15 protein-coding genes and 1 pseudogene are annotated in these 14,661 nt (G+C 60.0%); 14 read left to right on the forward strand and 2 right to left on the reverse strand.

The genetic code is table 11. From position 1 onward, the window contains the following. The 3 genes and pseudogenes from HBO10_RS11860 to HBO10_RS11870 form a co-directional block, all read left to right on the forward strand. Positions 1–290, forward strand: a pseudogene (locus HBO10_RS11860) (sugar ABC transporter ATP-binding protein); the annotation flags it as partial. A gap of 22 nt (positions 291–312) precedes the next feature. After that, positions 313–1,278 carry an L-arabinose ABC transporter permease AraH gene (araH, locus tag HBO10_RS11865; RefSeq protein ID WP_034126745.1) on the forward strand — a complete coding sequence of 322 codons (966 nt, stop codon included), beginning with the start codon at positions 313–315 and terminating at the stop codon, positions 1,276–1,278. Between the two features lie 220 nt (positions 1,279–1,498). Beyond that, complete coding sequence (locus HBO10_RS11870) at positions 1,499–2,302, forward strand: IclR family transcriptional regulator (protein ID WP_034126746.1); 804 nt, start codon at positions 1,499–1,501, stop codon at positions 2,300–2,302. On the opposite strand, the gene HBO10_RS11875 is transcribed toward HBO10_RS11870, so the two are convergent. Beyond that, positions 2,303–3,355: an NAD(P)-dependent alcohol dehydrogenase gene (locus tag HBO10_RS11875; RefSeq protein WP_034126747.1), complete on the reverse strand. Its 1,053-nt coding sequence runs from the start codon at positions 3,353–3,355 to the stop codon at positions 2,303–2,305. A 180-nt stretch (positions 3,356–3,535) separates the two neighbouring features. On the opposite strand from HBO10_RS11875, the gene HBO10_RS11880 reads away from it, so the two are divergent. Further along, on the forward strand, positions 3,536–4,429 hold the full coding sequence (locus HBO10_RS11880) for an AraC family transcriptional regulator (RefSeq protein WP_034126748.1): 894 nt from the start codon (positions 3,536–3,538) through the stop codon (positions 4,427–4,429). 345 nt (positions 4,430–4,774) lie between these two features. On the opposite strand, the gene HBO10_RS11885 is transcribed toward HBO10_RS11880, so the two are convergent. Further along, on the reverse strand, positions 4,775–6,439 hold the full coding sequence (locus HBO10_RS11885; RefSeq protein ID WP_034126749.1) for an electron transfer flavoprotein-ubiquinone oxidoreductase: 1,665 nt from the start codon (positions 6,437–6,439) through the stop codon (positions 4,775–4,777). Between the two features lie 516 nt (positions 6,440–6,955). Between HBO10_RS11885 and HBO10_RS11890 the strand changes: the two genes are divergently transcribed. From HBO10_RS11890 to HBO10_RS11935, 10 genes are all read left to right on the forward strand, one after another. After that, positions 6,956–7,705: an electron transfer flavoprotein subunit beta/FixA family protein gene (locus HBO10_RS11890; protein ID WP_014719538.1), complete on the forward strand. Its 750-nt coding sequence runs from the start codon at positions 6,956–6,958 to the stop codon at positions 7,703–7,705. 2 nt (positions 7,706–7,707) lie between these two features. Beyond that, positions 7,708–8,637, forward strand: coding sequence for an FAD-binding protein (locus HBO10_RS11895; protein ID WP_034120769.1), 930 nt, complete (start codon positions 7,708–7,710; stop codon positions 8,635–8,637). Between the two features lie 160 nt (positions 8,638–8,797). Continuing rightward, the gene (locus tag HBO10_RS11900) at positions 8,798–9,613 is read left to right on the forward strand and encodes a transporter substrate-binding domain-containing protein (protein WP_034126750.1); all 816 of its coding nucleotides are present in this window, start codon (positions 8,798–8,800) and stop codon (positions 9,611–9,613) included. Positions 9,614–9,622: 9 nt separating this feature from the next. After that, entirely contained in the window at positions 9,623–9,985 is a 363-nt protein-coding gene (locus HBO10_RS11905) for a DUF4398 domain-containing protein (protein WP_003193475.1), read from the forward strand. Further along, complete coding sequence (locus HBO10_RS11910) at positions 9,982–10,794, forward strand: OmpA family protein (RefSeq protein ID WP_034126751.1); 813 nt, start codon at positions 9,982–9,984, stop codon at positions 10,792–10,794. Before HBO10_RS11905 ends, HBO10_RS11910 begins: the two co-directional genes overlap by 4 nt. 269 nt (positions 10,795–11,063) lie before the next feature. Further along, the gene (locus HBO10_RS11915; protein WP_003193472.1) at positions 11,064–12,503 is read left to right on the forward strand and encodes a PLP-dependent aminotransferase family protein; all 1,440 of its coding nucleotides are present in this window, start codon (positions 11,064–11,066) and stop codon (positions 12,501–12,503) included. A 93-nt stretch (positions 12,504–12,596) separates the two neighbouring features. Further along, a complete protein-coding gene (locus HBO10_RS11920; RefSeq protein ID WP_034126752.1) occupies positions 12,597–13,088 on the forward strand; it encodes a hypothetical protein in 492 nt (163 codons plus the stop codon). Between the two features lie 162 nt (positions 13,089–13,250). Continuing rightward, on the forward strand, positions 13,251–13,505 hold the full coding sequence (locus HBO10_RS11925) for a YkgJ family cysteine cluster protein (RefSeq protein WP_034126753.1): 255 nt from the start codon (positions 13,251–13,253) through the stop codon (positions 13,503–13,505). Positions 13,506–13,546: 41 nt separating this feature from the next. Further along, positions 13,547–14,152: an START domain-containing protein gene (locus tag HBO10_RS11930; protein WP_034126754.1), complete on the forward strand. Its 606-nt coding sequence runs from the start codon at positions 13,547–13,549 to the stop codon at positions 14,150–14,152. A gap of 79 nt (positions 14,153–14,231) precedes the next feature. Continuing rightward, complete coding sequence (locus tag HBO10_RS11935; protein ID WP_034126755.1) at positions 14,232–14,492, forward strand: hypothetical protein; 261 nt, start codon at positions 14,232–14,234, stop codon at positions 14,490–14,492. Positions 14,493–14,661 lie beyond the last annotated feature (169 nt).

Consider the following 14,661-nt stretch of genomic DNA (forward strand, 5'->3'; position numbering starts at 1 on the left):
AGAAAGCCATCCTTGGCCGCTGGTTGTCGATGCCGATGAAGGTCCTGCTGCTGGACGAACCCACCCGGGGTATCGACATCGGCGCCAAGTCGGAGATCTACCAGATCATCCATAACCTGGCGGCCAGCGGCATAGCGGTGATCGTGGTGTCCAGCGACCTGATGGAGGTGATGGGCATCTCCGACCGCATACTGGTGATGAGTGAGGGCGCCTTGACCGGTGAGTTGCCCCGCGCCCAAGCGGATGAAGCGCGCCTGCTGCAACTGGCGCTACCACAGTCGCGGGCTTGAACAAGAACAAGAGGGTTTGGCTATGTCTGAGGTAAAAACTGCAAAGGGTTTCTGGCCGGGTTTCAATCAGCGCAAATTTCTCGATGACTGGGTGATGCTGCTGGCGGCACTGGGCATTTTTGTGCTCAGCGCGGTGTTCATCGATAACTTCCTCTCGCCGCTGAACATGCGCGGTCTGGGCCTGGCGATTTCGACTGTCGGTATTGCTGCGTGCACCATGTTGTTCTGCCTGGCCTCAGGGCACTTCGACTTGTCGGTAGGCTCGGTGATCGCCTGCGCCGGGGTGGTGGCGGGCATCGTGATGCGCGACACCGACAGCGTGGTACTCGGCGTGTCGGCGGCCTTGGCCATGGGCCTGGTGGTAGGGCTGATCAACGGCATCGTGATCGCCAAGCTGCGCATCAATGCGTTGATTGCCACCCTGGCGACCATGCAGATCGTGCGCGGCCTGGCCTACATCTTCTCCAACGGTAAGGCGGTGGGGGTGATGAATGAAGGGTTCTTCGTGTTCGGCAACGGCCAACTGCTGGGCGTGCCGGTGCCGATCATCATCACCGTCCTGTGCTTTGTGTTCTTTGGCTGGCTGCTCAATTACACCACCTATGGGCGCAACACCATGGCCATTGGCGGCAACCAGGAAGCCGCGTTGCTCGCCGGGGTCAATGTCGATCGCACCAAGATCATCATCTTTGCCGTGCACGGTTTGATCGGCGCCTTGGCCGGGGTGATCCTCGCGTCACGCATGACCTCGGGCCAGCCGATGATTGGCCAGGGTTTCGAGCTGACGGTGATTTCGGCGTGCGTGCTGGGCGGGGTGTCGTTGAGCGGCGGTATCGGCATGATCCGCCATGTGATTGCCGGGGTGTTGATTCTGGCGATCATCGAGAATGCGATGAACCTGAAGAACATCGATACCTTTTACCAATATGTGATTCGTGGCTCGATCCTGTTGCTGGCGGTGATAATCGACCGCATGAAACAACGCTAATGGTCGCCCTGTGAAGATCAAACTGTGGGAGCTGGCTTGCTGTGGCGAGCAAGCTTGCTTGCGCTGGGGTGCGAAGCGCCCCCAAAAGCCGGCTCCAGCTGCGCTGTCGAACGGGAGCAAGCTCCCTCGCCACAGCAAGCCAGCTCCCACTTTGGATCTCCTGTGTTCAGGAGGGCGGTATTTGCCATAATGCCCCCGCTTTCATACTTATAGGCCCGATATGCAGGAAAACGCCCACACCCCCGTCAAAGACGCCGCCCCCACCGGCACCCAGACCCTGTTGCGCGGCCTGGGCGTGGTGCAAGCGGTGGCGGCTGGTGCGCGGGATCTCAAGGAGATCGCCCGGCGCATCGGCACCACGCGCAGCACAACGCACCGCCTGGCCAGTTGCCTGGTGGACGAGCGTTACCTGCGCGTGGTGCCCCAGGTCGGTTATCTGCTGGGGCCCAAGCTGATCGAGTTGGGGTTCCAGGCCCGTGAAGAGTTGCCCTTGGTGAACCTGGCGGTGCCGTACCTGGATGAGTTGTCGGCGCTGACCGGCGACACCATTCACCTGGCGATTCGTGAGTACGACGAGGTGCTTTACCTGCACAAGAACCCCGGCCGCAATGGGCCGGAAATGCGCTCGCGGGTCGGCCATCGCATGCCGCTGGCGCGCACCGGTATCGGCAAGGCGTTGATGCTGGATGATTCGCCGCAGGAGTGGCAGCGCTTGTATGAGGCGAGCTTGCCGGCGGTGGGCAAGAGCCTGCAATGGCCGCAGCACCCGGAGCAATCCTGGGCGCAGTTCGAACAGCGCATGCATGAGTATGTCGAGGGTGGCTACGCGTTTGACCTCGAAGACAACGAGCCTTCGATCCGCTGCGTGGCCGCACCGGTGCGCGATGCCAGCGGGCGCATTGTCGCCGGCATCAGCATTGCCAGTACGGTGCCCTACATGCCGCTGGAGAAAATGGCCGAACTGATCCCTGTGATCAAACAGGTCGCAGCCCGGCTGTCAGCGGAGTTGGGCGCCAAGGCCTGATCAGGCTTTCAGGCTCGCCATGTCGATGACAAAGCGGTACTTCACATCACCGGCAATCATGCGCGCAAAAGCTTCGTTGATCTGGCGAATGTCGAGCATCTCGATGTCGCAGGTAATGCCATGCTCGGCGCAGAAATCCAGGACTTCCTGGGTTTCGGCAATGCCGCCGATCAGCGAGCCGGCCAAGACTTTACGCCCCAGCACCAGCTTGGCAGCGTTGACGGGTGGGTCCACCGGCTCGATCAGGCCTACCAGGATATGCACGCCGTCAAAGCGCAGCACATCGAGGTAGGGGTTCAGGTCGTGCTGCACCGGGATGGTGTCCAGCAGGAAATCGAAGTGCCCGGCAGCAGCTTTCATTTGCTCGGCATCAGTGGACACGATCACATGGTCGGCGCCCTGGCGACGGCCTTCCTCGGCCTTGCTGGCCGAGCGCGTGAACAACGTGACTTCGGCGCCCATGGCTTTGGCGAATTTGATGCCCATGTGGCCCAGGCCACCCATGCCGAGGATCCCGACTTTATCGCCGGCTTTCACGCCGTAGTGCTTGAGGGGCGAGTAGGTGGTGATGCCTGCGCACAGGATCGGCGCAGCGCTGGCCAGGTCGAGTTTGGCCGGGATCTTCACCACAAAGTGTTCACTGACCACGATGCTGTCGGAGTAGCCACCCATGGTGTTGCTGCCATCCACGCGGTCTGGCGTGGCATAGGTCATGGTCGGGCCTTCGAGGCAGTATTGCTCAAGGTCTGATTGGCAGGCTTCGCAGTGACGGCACGAGTCGACCATGCAGCCTACGCCCACCAGGTCACCGACTTTATGCGCAGTGACGTTGGCGCCGACGGCGGTGACTTTGCCGACAATTTCGTGGCCCGGCATCAGCGGGTACACGGCGATGCCCCATTCGTTGCGAGCCTGGTGGATATCGGAGTGGCACACGCCGCAGTAAAGGATCTCGATGGCCACGTCATCGACGCGCGGGCTGCGGCGTTCAAATGACATCGGGGCGAGGGGCGTGGTGGCCGACTGGGCGGCGTAACCGATGGCGGTGTACATAGTAAACCTCACAAAAGCTTGGACTGCAGAGGCGGCGAATTCTGCGCGCAGGCCTTTGGCGCGAACATGGCAAATGCTCCGAGTCTCATGCCTATTCGTCCGGCAGTGCCAGAGCTTTGGATATATTGGCCGCCAGACCTGCGATGATGGTGTCATCCCTCATCCGCGAAGTTTTTTGCCATGCTGTTGACCCGCCATTTGGACGCCAATGCCACGCTGGTTTCCTTGATCGAAGGGCTCACGCCCCGCGATGGTTTTTCCCCGACTCACCTGCCGGGCGTGCAGGTGCTGCGCGCCAGTTGCGATGTGGCGCGTGGGCCGCAGATCTATGAGCCAAGCCTGATGTTCGTGGCCCAGGGCAGCAAGGTCGCCTACCTCGGCCCGCGCACGTTGGAGTATGGCGCCGGGCATTACCTGATCCAGGCGATGCCGGTGCCGTTCGAATGCGAGACCTTTGCCATGGCCCCCGAGGCGCCGTTGTATGGCGTGACGGTGGGCATCGATCGGGTGGTATTGGGCGAGTTGGTGATTGCCATGGGCATGCAAGCCGGGCCGCCGCCGACCGCGCAGACTTTGGAGTCGATGAGTTCGGTGGTGCTGGACGATACGATGCGCGGCTGCGTCGAGCGGTTGTTGCAATGCCTGCACGATCCGCTGGAAAGCCGGATCATGGGGCCTGCGCGGGTGCGCGAATTGTTGTTCACCGCCTTGCGTGGGCCTCAGGCCGATGTGCTGCGTGCGCTGGTGGAACAACAGGGGCAGTTTTCGCGCATCGCCACCTCATTGAATCACCTGCATGCCCATTACGCCGAGCCGCTGAATATCGAGACGTTGGCCGGGTATGCGCACATGAGTGCGTCGACCTTTCATGAGCATTTCAAACGCTGCACCTTGTTATCGCCGGTGCAGTACCTCAAGCGCCTGCGGCTATTGAAGGCCCAGCAGTTGCTGCTGGTGGAAGGCATGAGCGTGGCGCAGGCGGCGCACAAGGTGGGGTACCAGAGCACGTCGCAGTTCAGTCGGGAGTACAAGCGCTATTTCCTGCGCAACCCGGGGGAAGAGCGGGCCGCCTGACACTACGAGGTTATTGTGGGAGCTGGCTTGCCTGCGATAACGGTGGGTCAGCTATACATTTGGCACCTGAAGACCGCCATCGCAGGCAAGCCAGCTCCCACATATTGATCGATGTCGCCCACAAAAAAGGCTCCCATTTCGGGTAATGCCAGTCAGTTAAGAGCTAGAGCAGACAACCAGTGACTTGTGGCGAGGGAGCTTGCTCCCGCTGGACTGCGTAGCAGTCCCATTTTTGGGGCCGCTTCGCGCCCCAGCGGGAGCAAGCTCCCTCGCCACAGTTACCGATTCTGTCTTAACTGACTGGCATTACCCATTTCGGGAGCCTTTTCTGGTTAAGCGAACGACTTACATATTCGGGTAAGTCGGCCCGCCCGCGCCTTCCGGCGTCACCCAGGTGATGTTCTGCGAGGGGTCCTTGATGTCACAGGTCTTGCAGTGCACGCAGTTCTGGGCGTTGATCTGGAAGCGTTTCTCGCCGTCTTCCTTGGTCACCACTTCATACACGCCTGCCGGGCAGTAGCGCTGCGCCGGTTCATCATAGAGCGGCAGGTTGGTGCCGATCGGGATGCTTGGGTCTTTGAGCTTCAAGTGGCACGGCTGCTCTTCTTCATGGTTGGTGCCGGAGATGAACACCGAGCTCAGTTTGTCGAAGCTCAGCTTGCCGTCGGGTTTGGGGTAGTCGATCTTCTGGCTGTCTTTGGCCAGCTTCAGGCAGGCGTAGTCCGGCTTGGTGTCGTGCAGGGTGAAAGGGATCTTGCCGCCGAAAATGTTCTGGTCGAGCCAGTTGAAACCGCCGCCGATGATTGCGCCGAACTTGTGCACGGCCGGGCCGAAATTACGGCTGGCGAACAGTTCTTCATACAGCCAGCTGGCTTTGAAGCTGTCGACATATGTGGTCAGCTCATCACCGCCCTCGGATTCGGCAAACAGGCGGTCAGCCACGGCGTCGGCGGCGAGCATGCCGGACTTCATCGCGGTGTGACTGCCTTTGATCTTGGCGAAGTTCAGGGTGCCCAGATCGCAACCGATCAGCGCGCCGCCCTTGAAGACCATCTTCGGCAGCGAATTCAGGCCACCTTTGCAGATCGCGCGGGCGCCGTAGCTGACCCGCTTGCCGCCTTCCAGGTACTGGGCCAGCACCGGGTGGTGCTTGAGGCGCTGGAATTCATCGAACGGCGACAGGAAGGTATTGCTGTAGGACAGGTCGACGATCAGCCCGACCACGACTTGATTGTTTTCCAGGTGATAAAGGAACGAGCCACCGGTGTTCTCTTTACCCATGATGTCCAGCGGCCAACCGGCGGTGTGCACCACCAGGCCCGGCTGGTGCTTGGCTGGGTCGATTTCCCAGATTTCCTTCAGGCCAATGCCGTAGTGCTGGGCGTCGGCGTCGCTGTCCAGGTTGAAGCGCTGGATCAGTTGCTTGCCGATGTGGCCACGGCAACCTTCGGCGAACAGCGTGTACTTGCCACGCAGCTCCATGCCCGGGGTGTACAGGCCGTCTTTTGGCTTGCCTTCACGGTCGACGCCGAGGTCGCCGGTGATGATGCCGCGTACCACGCCGTTCTCGTCGAACAGCGCTTCCTGGGCGGCGAAGCCTGGGTAGATTTCCACGCCGAGGTTCTCGGCCTGCTGGGCCAGCCAGCGGCACAGGTTGCCCAGGGAAATGATGTAGTTGCCTTCGTTGTGCATGGTCTTGGGCACAAAGAAGTCGGGCACCTTGGTGGAGGCTTCCGGGCTGCGCAGTACATAGATGTCATCGCGCACCACGGGCGTGTTGAGCGGAGCGCCGAGTGCTTTCCAGTCCGGGAACAGCTCGTTCAGGGCACGTGGTTCAAACACGGCACCGGAGAGGATATGGGCGCCGACTTCGGAGCCTTTCTCGACCACGCAGACGCTGATTTCCTTACCGGCTTCGGCGGCCTTCTGCTTCAGTCGGCAGGCGGCAGACAGGCCAGCCGGGCCAGCGCCGACGATGACCACGTCGAATTCCATGTATTCGCGTTCCACAGGCTATCTCCTACTCAAGGCTCAACAGGCTTTTTTTTCTAATGGGTGGAGGTTCGGTGTGGTTCTGCGCGAAGGCAGCACCCACCTGTCTCTCTAGGTGGCGCATTATATATAGACCACTGACAGCGTCCAATACAAACGTTTGTTTGAATCGCCTGCAGCCTAGATAAATCAAAGCAACGGGGCTTATGACTGACCATTTTGCCGTATTGACCAGAATAGGCGTTCCGGTCAAGATACGGTCGGTTTTGCGCTTCCCGTAGGCAGACTGCAGGTTTCAAGAGCACGTCCAAAGACAGGCCGAAGGCAATGAAGGTGATGCGCACCCAAACGTTGGAGCGCAGTTTACACGCCACGATAAAGAATGACCTCTCAGTCACCACTGACGAACGGTCGTCATTTCCCGTGTGCAAGGCCACTGCCGAGGTCTTTGGAGGTGCCCTTGTGTGCCGATGAGCATCAACCGCCAGGTTCGCCTAGGCGACTTTCTTTTCACCGGAGAGTAACGAGGAATCCATGAAGGTTCTTGTAGCTGTCAAACGCGTTGTCGATTACAACGTGAAAGTTCGCGTCAAGGCGGACAATTCCGGCGTCGACCTTGCTAACGTCAAGATGTCGATGAACCCTTTCTGCGAAATCGCTGTGGAAGAAGCCGTACGCCTGAAAGAGAAAGGCGTGGCGACGGAAATCGTCGTGGTGTCCATCGGGCCGACCACTGCCCAAGAGCAGTTGCGTACCGCTTTGGCCCTGGGCGCCGACCGCGCCATTCTGGTGGAGTCCGCTGAAGAGCTGACCTCCCTGGCCGTTGCCAAGCTGCTCAAGGCCGTTGTCGACAAGGAGCAGCCACAACTGGTGATCCTGGGCAAACAAGCCATCGACAGCGACAACAACCAGACTGGCCAGATGTTGGCTGCACTGACCGGTTACGGCCAGGGCACCTTCGCTTCGAAAGTCGAAGTGAGCGGCGACAGCGTTGCGGTCACCCGTGAAATCGACGGCGGCGCGCAGACGGTTTCCCTGAAACTGCCGGCCATCGTCACCACCGACCTGCGTTTGAACGAGCCGCGTTATGCGTCCCTGCCAAACATCATGAAAGCCAAGAAGAAGCCTCTGGAGACGCTGACTCCGGACGCTTTGGGCGTTTCCACCGCCTCTACCAACAAGACCGTCAAAGTCGAAGCGCCGGCTGCACGCAGCGCGGGCATCAAGGTCAAGTCGGTGGCTGAACTGGTCGAGAAACTGAAAAACGAAGCGAAGGTGATCTGATCATGACTATCCTCGTAATCGCCGAACACGATAACAAGGTGCTGGCCCCGGCCACCCTGAACACCGTGGCCGCTGCCGCCAAAATCGGTGGTGACATCCACGTCCTGGTAGCAGGGCAGGGCGCCGGCGCTGTGGCTGAAGCCGCTGCGAAAATCGCGGGCGTGAGCAAAGTCCTGAACGCTGACAATGCCGCTTACGCGCATCAGCTGCCGGAAAACGTTGCACCGCTGGTCGCCGAGCTTGGCGCTGGCTACAGCCACATCCTGGCCGCCGCTACCTCCAACGGCAAAAACATCCTGCCACGCGTTGCCGCGCAGCTGGATGTTGACCAGATCTCCGAGATCATCTCGGTAGAAAGCGCCGACACCTTCAAGCGCCCGATCTACGCCGGTAACGCCATCGCTACCGTGCAGTCCAACGCCTCGGTCAAGGTCATCACCGTACGCGCCACGGGTTTCGACCCGGTTGCTGCCGAAGGTGGCTCGGCTGCCGTTGAAGCCGTCTCCGCTGCCCACGACGCTGGCACTTCCAGCTTCGTCGGCGAAGAGCTGGCCAAGTCGGACCGTCCTGAACTGACTGCTGCCAAAATCGTCGTTTCCGGCGGGCGTGGCATGCAGAACGGTGACAACTTCAAACACCTGTACGCCCTGGCCGACAAGCTGGGCGCTGCGGTCGGCGCTTCCCGCGCAGCCGTTGACGCAGGTTTCGTACCCAACGACATGCAGGTCGGCCAGACCGGCAAGATCGTTGCGCCACAGCTGTACATCGCCGTCGGTATCTCCGGCGCGATCCAGCACTTGGCCGGTATGAAAGACTCCAAAGTGATCGTTGCGATCAACAAGGACGAAGAAGCTCCGATCTTCCAGGTTGCCGATTATGGCCTGGTGGCGGACTTGTTCGAAGCCGTACCTGAATTGGAGAAGCTGGTCTAATCCAGCCGCTTCACTTATAAAGAGCCCGGTCTTATGACCGGGCTTTTTTATTCCCTGTAGGAGCGAGCTCGCTCGCGAAAAAACCACAGGCGCCGCATTTATTCAGAACGCACGCGTTATCGTTGACGTTTTTCGCGAGCACTTTAGGAAGGAACATGCCATGGCGCTGCGCCCCTGGACTGTACTGTTGGGCCTTACGCTGCTGCCGAGCCTGACGCTCGCCGCCGGCAAGTGCGAGCGCCTGGTGATCACCGGCAGCCCGGACGCACCGCCTTTACTCTGGCGCGACCCCCAGGACCCTACGCACCTGATCGGCGCGACCGCTGACGTGCTGCAACAAGTGGGCAAGGAGCTCGGGCTGAAAATCGACCTGCTCTACGGCGGCAAACGCTCCCTGGCCCTTGATGAAGCACGCAGCGGGCGCATGGACATTCTCGCCGACGCACCGCTGAACCTGGGTGAACTGGACCACTTCGACTACATCCATCCGGCGCTGATGCAGACCGACTACCTGGTATGGACGCGCAAGGATTCAGCCGTGGTCTATTCCACCGCCGCCGATTTGCACGGCCACAAAGGCGCAGTCTCGGAACGTGCGCGTTTGAGCGCGGAGTTCGAAACCTTCGCCAGCCAGCAACTCAACCTGCAACGCCTGCCCAATTTGACGCCGGCTTTGCAGAAACTGTTGCTCGGTGAGGTGGACTACGTGCTGGCTGGGCGCTATTCCGGCATGGCCATGGCCCAGACCCTGGGCATGAGTAATGACCTGGTGGCCCATGAGGTGCCTGTCGATCAGCCTGGCCTGTACCTGGCGATTTCCCACAACTCGGCCTGCAATGATCCTTGGCTTCGCGGACAGCTGACGAAAAAGATGACAGAATTGCCCGCCTCCGGTGCCGCTCAAGCCGCGCTGCAGCGCAATCTGGAGCGTTGGAAAGCGCAACTGCAACAACCTGTCGGCACCCCAACAAAGTAGGGATTTACAGTGATTTTTCGAGCTCTTTTCGCGGCCCTTGCCGTTGTCGCGCTGGCGGGATGCGCAACCGATCCTGCGCCGATCGAACAAATGCGCCTGACCCAGCAAGCCTTGGAACAAGCCACCGCGGTCGGGGCCAACACCGATGAATCCCCCGAACTGAAGCTGGCCGAAGAAAAATTCGCCCGGGCCAAGGGCAACATGGCCGACCAATCTTACAAGCGAGCGCGGATGCGCGCCGAGCAGGCTGAGCTGGACGCACGCCTGGCCGAAGCCAAAGTGCTGACCGGCAAGAGCCAGGAACAATTGAACGTGCTCAATACCCGTATCACTCGCCTGCGTAAGCAGCTGCAGTTGGGAGAAGCACAATGAGCCCGATGATCCGTGGCCTGAGCTGTGTACTGCTGCTGGGCAGCGTGGCCTTGGGCGGCTGTGCGAGCCAACCCACGAGCGAGCAGGCGTTGCAGCAGGCCGGCGATGACTTTCAAAAGGTCAAGGAAGACGCCAACGTGCTGCGCTTCGCGCCCAAGGACGTGATCCGCGCCGGAGAGTCCCTGGCCCGCGCCGATCGCCTGTCCAGCTACTGGGGCAGCGGCTCCGATGTGGTGCATTACGCCTACCTGAGCCAGCGGTACAGCGCCATCGCCCGAGAGCACACCCAGCAGGGCCTGAATGCCGAGCGCGGCACCCAACTGGAGTTGGAACGTCAGCGCCTGCAACTGGCCTTGCGCGAAAACAAGCTGGCCAGCGTGCAACAGCAGGGCAAGTGGGTTGAAGCGCAAATCGCCAGCCTCACCACCCAGACCGACCGTGGCCTGGTGATGACCCTGGGCGACGTACTGTTCGACACCGGCGAAGCGGAGCTGCAGAACTCGGCCAACCGCACGGTGCTCAAGATCGTGCAATTCCTGCAACTGAACCCCAAGCGTCGGGTGCGCATCGAGGGTTACACCGACAACACCGGTGGCGAGCAGGAAAACCTGAAACTGTCCCGCGACCGGGCTCAATCGGTGGCCGACCTGTTGATGGACCTGGGTATCGATGACAAGCGCATCGAAGTCGAAGGTTATGGCGACCAATACCCGGTGGAAGCCAATGCCTCCGAGCGTGGCCGCGCGCAGAACCGTCGGGTGGAAATTGTGTTCTCTGACGAGAAGGGCCAATTGGGCGCAGCGCGCTAATAGCTGACGCAGATCCAAATTGTGGGAGCGGGCTTGCTCGCGAATGCGGTGGCTCAGTACTGGATGTGCTGACTGACACACTGCCTTCGCGATCAAGCCCGCTCCCACATTTCGTTTCGGCGATGCCCACCCCAGCTCCCCCGGCAGTTTTTACTGTCACTCCTGCCCACGCTCGACTATTGTGGCAACTGTCCCCGTACACTTCTAAACTGTGCCGGTATGTATGTTTCACACAAAAATAAAATGCCCGTGAAATCGAGTGCTGCGTCATGACCAATCTGTTGCTTTACCAACGTATTGCCCAGCAACTGGCTGAGGACATCCGCCGCGGTGTCTACCAACCGGGGGAGCGCGTGCCGTCGGTACGCAAGATGAGTTCCCAGCTCAATGTGAGCCATGCCACGGTGCTGCAGGCCTACGCCAACCTGGAAGACCAGGGGCTGATTCGGGCGCGGCCGCAGTCGGGCTACTACGTGCACCAGACGCCAGCACTCACGGCGCCTACGCCTGATATCGCACGGGTCGAGCGCCCAGGTTTGGTCACCCGTAGCAGTATCATCCAGCAGGTGCTGGTCGAGTCGCGCCGTGAAGGGGTTTTTCCCCTGGGGGCGGCGGTGCCGAGTGTCGACTACCTGCCGGTGCGGGCATTGCATCAGCAATTGGCCAAGGTCACGCGTTTCCAGAGCCCACGGGCGTTCAGCTACATGTTCAGCCCTGGCTTTGAACCCCTGCGGCGCCAGGTGGCGATCCGCATGCGCGATGCCGGGGTGGTAGTGGACCCTTCCGAAGTGGTGATCACCCACGGCTGTGTCGATGCCTTGCAAATGTCGTTGCGCGTGCTGACGCGCCCTGGCGACCTGATCGCGGCTGAATCACCGACCTATTACGGCTTGCTGCAATTGGCTGATCTGCTGGGCCTCAAGGTGATCGAGATCCCCAGTGACCCTGCCACGGGCATGAGCCTGGAAGCCCTGCAACTGGCCGCCAACCAATGGTCGATCAAAGCGCTGGTGCTGACCACGCGCTTGAGTAACCCGCTGGGCGGCACCATGCCAGAGGAGCGGCAGAAACAGTTGCTGCGCCTGGCGTCGGACTTCGATATCCAGATTGTCGAAGATGATATTTACGGCGAGTTGATGTTCGAACTCGGCCGCACCAAAGCCCTCAAGGCTTACGACCGCCTCGACCGGGTGATCTATTGCTCAAGCTTTTCCAAGACCTTGTCCCCAGGCGTGCGCATTGGCTGGATGATTGCCGGCAAATACCAGCAGGAAATCCAGCGCCTGCAGATGTTCAGCACGCACTCGGCATGCAGCGTCACCCAGATGGGCGTCGCGGCTTATCTGGAAAACGGTGGCTACGACCGTCATTTGCGCTACATCCGCCAGGAATACCGCAAGAACCTCAGCGCCTTCCAATTGGCGGTGCAGCAGTATTTCCCCGAGGGCACCCAGATGACCCGCCCGACCGGCGGCTTTATCCTGTGGGTCAGTTTGCCGGGGCGGGTCAATACTCAGGAACTGCATGTGCGTGCCCTGCAACAAGGCATCAGCATTGCGCCAGGGCTGATTTTCAGTAATACCGAACAGTTCAACCACTGTATTCGCCTCAATTGCGGCACGCCGTGGAACCGCGAGGCGGAGAGGGCGTTGATGACCCTGGGAATGCTTGCCAGCCAGCTGTGCCAAGAGGCCGCAGCGGGTTTTTGAGGCGAGCAAAGGGGACAAGACTGATCTGTGCCCTTGTCATGCCGCGCACAACAAGCGAGCATATGGCCTTCTGCCGTTAATGCTGTTGGCGATATGACTTCTATTTTTCGCGTTACGTTGATGCTTGGTCTGCTGAGCCTGTGCAATGCCGGTAGCGTGCTGGCTGCAGCACCGGTGGCTGAAGGCAAGCCTGTTGTCGGTGCCGAGCAAAAGACCTCAGCCAAGCAGCCAACGCCTGCGAAAAAATCCCCTGCCGCGCAAAAGAAAGCCGCTTCGACCAAAAAGCGTGCACCCGTGGCGAGCAAGTCCAAGTCGGCCCATGAGGTCGCCCAGACCAAACTGCCACCGGCACAGTTGGACCTGTCCCTGCCTTCCGACATGGTCAGGCACTTGCAACCCATCGGCACCATGCCCAAGCCCAAGAGCGTGCCTCTATTGCCGCCGATGTTTGGTGAAAAGCCCACCGACAACAGTGCGTTCCAGATCAACGGCCGCTTGCTCAGCAATGAGATGAAGCTGCAACTGCGTAACGAAGAGCGCCGTGATGTAGAAGGCGCTGCGCTGGATTTCGAATTCAAGCAATAAACTTTCGGGCCACAGGTGACCCAGGTTGCCGACCATCTGTCGCAGACTGGTCGGTCATTTTTGTTTTGTGCGAAAAACCCCTGTTGAGCCATTTTAAAACGGCTGTTTAAGGGCGTACTCTAGCCCGGCCATCCCTATTGAGTCGTCGAGGACCTGCTGGTCATGAAATGCCGTGAAGGCTGTGGCGCCTGCTGCATTGCCCCCTCCATCAGTTCGCCACTACCCGGAATGCCCCAGGGCAAACCCGCTGGCGTCCGTTGCGTGCACCTGTCGGTGGAACAATTGTGCCAGTTGTTCGGTCAACCGCAGCGGCCCGCCGTGTGCAGTGATTTCAAGGCCGATATTGAGGTGTGCGGCAACGACCAGGCCGATGCCATCCGGCTGATCGGCTGGTGGGAGCAGATGACGGCGGCTTGATGGGCTTTACTATCGGAACTTCAACAATAAGGAATACAACGATGGGTTCGCTGAAACGAGTGGCTGTGCTGTGCGGTTTTACGCTGTTGTTTGCGGCCACCGCCCAGGCTGAGGATTGGCAAGTCGCCAAGGACGAAGACGGTATCAAGGTGTCCCTGAGCGAGATTGCCGGTTCCAAGTACAAGGCCTATCGCGGCGTGACCGTGATCAAGGCGCCTTTGGCCAAGGTCCAGGCGCTGCAGGAAGATGTGGTCGGTGCTTGCGCATGGATCCATGAATGCAAATCCCAGAAACTCGTCGACAAGAAAGGCGACGAGGCCTGGACCTACACCCAGTTCAAGGCCCCGTTCCCTGTGACGGACCGCGACTCGTACATCCACGTCACCACCACCAAAGCCGCTGACGGCACCGTCACGCGCAAGCTGGAAGGCGTGCCGACCTACAAGCCTGAAGCAAAAGGCTACGTGCGGGTCGCCCAGGTGGAGGGTTTCTGGAAACTGGTGCCAAAGGGCGATAACCAGACCGAAGTCACCTACCAGGTACACACCGAGCCAGGCGGCAGCGTGCCGTCGTGGCTGGCCAACAAGTTTGTGGTGGACGCGCCGTTTAACACCTTGAAAGCCTTGAAAGAACACGCTGAAAAATAAGTGCAGTTGATCCGGTGCCTCCGGCCTTGAGTGGAACGTTTGGCGAGCCCTCACGGTCCAGATAGAAGTAAGCCCACCTATGGGTTTTATCGAGGAGGCACCGATGCCGAAGTGGAATGTTTCTTTCATCAACGACCGCGGCGAGCCGGTAGTCGAGCAATTCGACTGCGAGCATGAGCCGACGCTGGAAGAAGCCGCACAAATGGTGCGCGTGCGTGTGTCGCCGGTGTTGGAGAAGCTGGACCTTAACGATCTTGCCGACCGTGTCCCCGACCCCACGGTCAAGAGCCTGCATGATCAGAATGGTATCAAGGACCTCAAGGTCGAACCCGCGGCCTGAACATTTTCTATAGACCCTTCAAGCCCCTCTGGTGGCGGTGACAGCTTCACGCTACTCTGCAATCGAGATCAGCGAATGAATCGCTAAGGTCTGGTCTTGTCAGCTACATGCTTGTTTTCCTGCGGTGATGTTATGCCGTGGTGCCCGCGCCAGCAGGGCGCGGGGCTTC

The organism is Pseudomonas sp. WS 5503 (assembly GCF_012985385.1).
GTDB classification, from domain to species: Bacteria; Pseudomonadota; Gammaproteobacteria; order Pseudomonadales; family Pseudomonadaceae; genus Aquipseudomonas; species Aquipseudomonas paracarnis.

What these genes read in the sequence shown, in the direction of transcription:
- HBO10_RS11880 (WP_034126748.1), top strand. Translation starts at nt 3,536, where the DNA reads ATGCTGTTGACCCGCCATTTGGACGCCAATGCCACGCTGGTTTCCTTG.
- araH (WP_034126745.1), top strand. Translation starts at nt 313, where the DNA reads ATGTCTGAGGTAAAAACTGCAAAGGGTTTCTGGCCGGGTTTCAATCAG.
- HBO10_RS11890 (WP_014719538.1), top strand. Translation starts at nt 6,956, where the DNA reads ATGAAGGTTCTTGTAGCTGTCAAACGCGTTGTCGATTACAACGTGAAA.
- HBO10_RS11935 (WP_034126755.1), top strand. Translation starts at nt 14,232, where the DNA reads ATGGGTTTTATCGAGGAGGCACCGATGCCGAAGTGGAATGTTTCTTTC.
- HBO10_RS11930 (WP_034126754.1), top strand. Translation starts at nt 13,547, where the DNA reads ATGGGTTCGCTGAAACGAGTGGCTGTGCTGTGCGGTTTTACGCTGTTG.
- HBO10_RS11925 (WP_034126753.1), top strand. Translation starts at nt 13,251, where the DNA reads ATGAAATGCCGTGAAGGCTGTGGCGCCTGCTGCATTGCCCCCTCCATC.
- HBO10_RS11870 (WP_034126746.1), top strand. Translation starts at nt 1,499, where the DNA reads ATGCAGGAAAACGCCCACACCCCCGTCAAAGACGCCGCCCCCACCGGC.
- HBO10_RS11910 (WP_034126751.1), top strand. Translation starts at nt 9,982, where the DNA reads ATGAGCCCGATGATCCGTGGCCTGAGCTGTGTACTGCTGCTGGGCAGC.
- HBO10_RS11895 (WP_034120769.1), top strand. Translation starts at nt 7,708, where the DNA reads ATGACTATCCTCGTAATCGCCGAACACGATAACAAGGTGCTGGCCCCG.
- HBO10_RS11920 (WP_034126752.1), top strand. Translation starts at nt 12,597, where the DNA reads ATGACTTCTATTTTTCGCGTTACGTTGATGCTTGGTCTGCTGAGCCTG.
- HBO10_RS11900 (WP_034126750.1), top strand. Translation starts at nt 8,798, where the DNA reads ATGGCGCTGCGCCCCTGGACTGTACTGTTGGGCCTTACGCTGCTGCCG.
- HBO10_RS11915 (WP_003193472.1), top strand. Translation starts at nt 11,064, where the DNA reads ATGACCAATCTGTTGCTTTACCAACGTATTGCCCAGCAACTGGCTGAG.
- HBO10_RS11875 (WP_034126747.1), bottom strand. Translation starts at nt 3,355, where the DNA reads ATGTACACCGCCATCGGTTACGCCGCCCAGTCGGCCACCACGCCCCTC.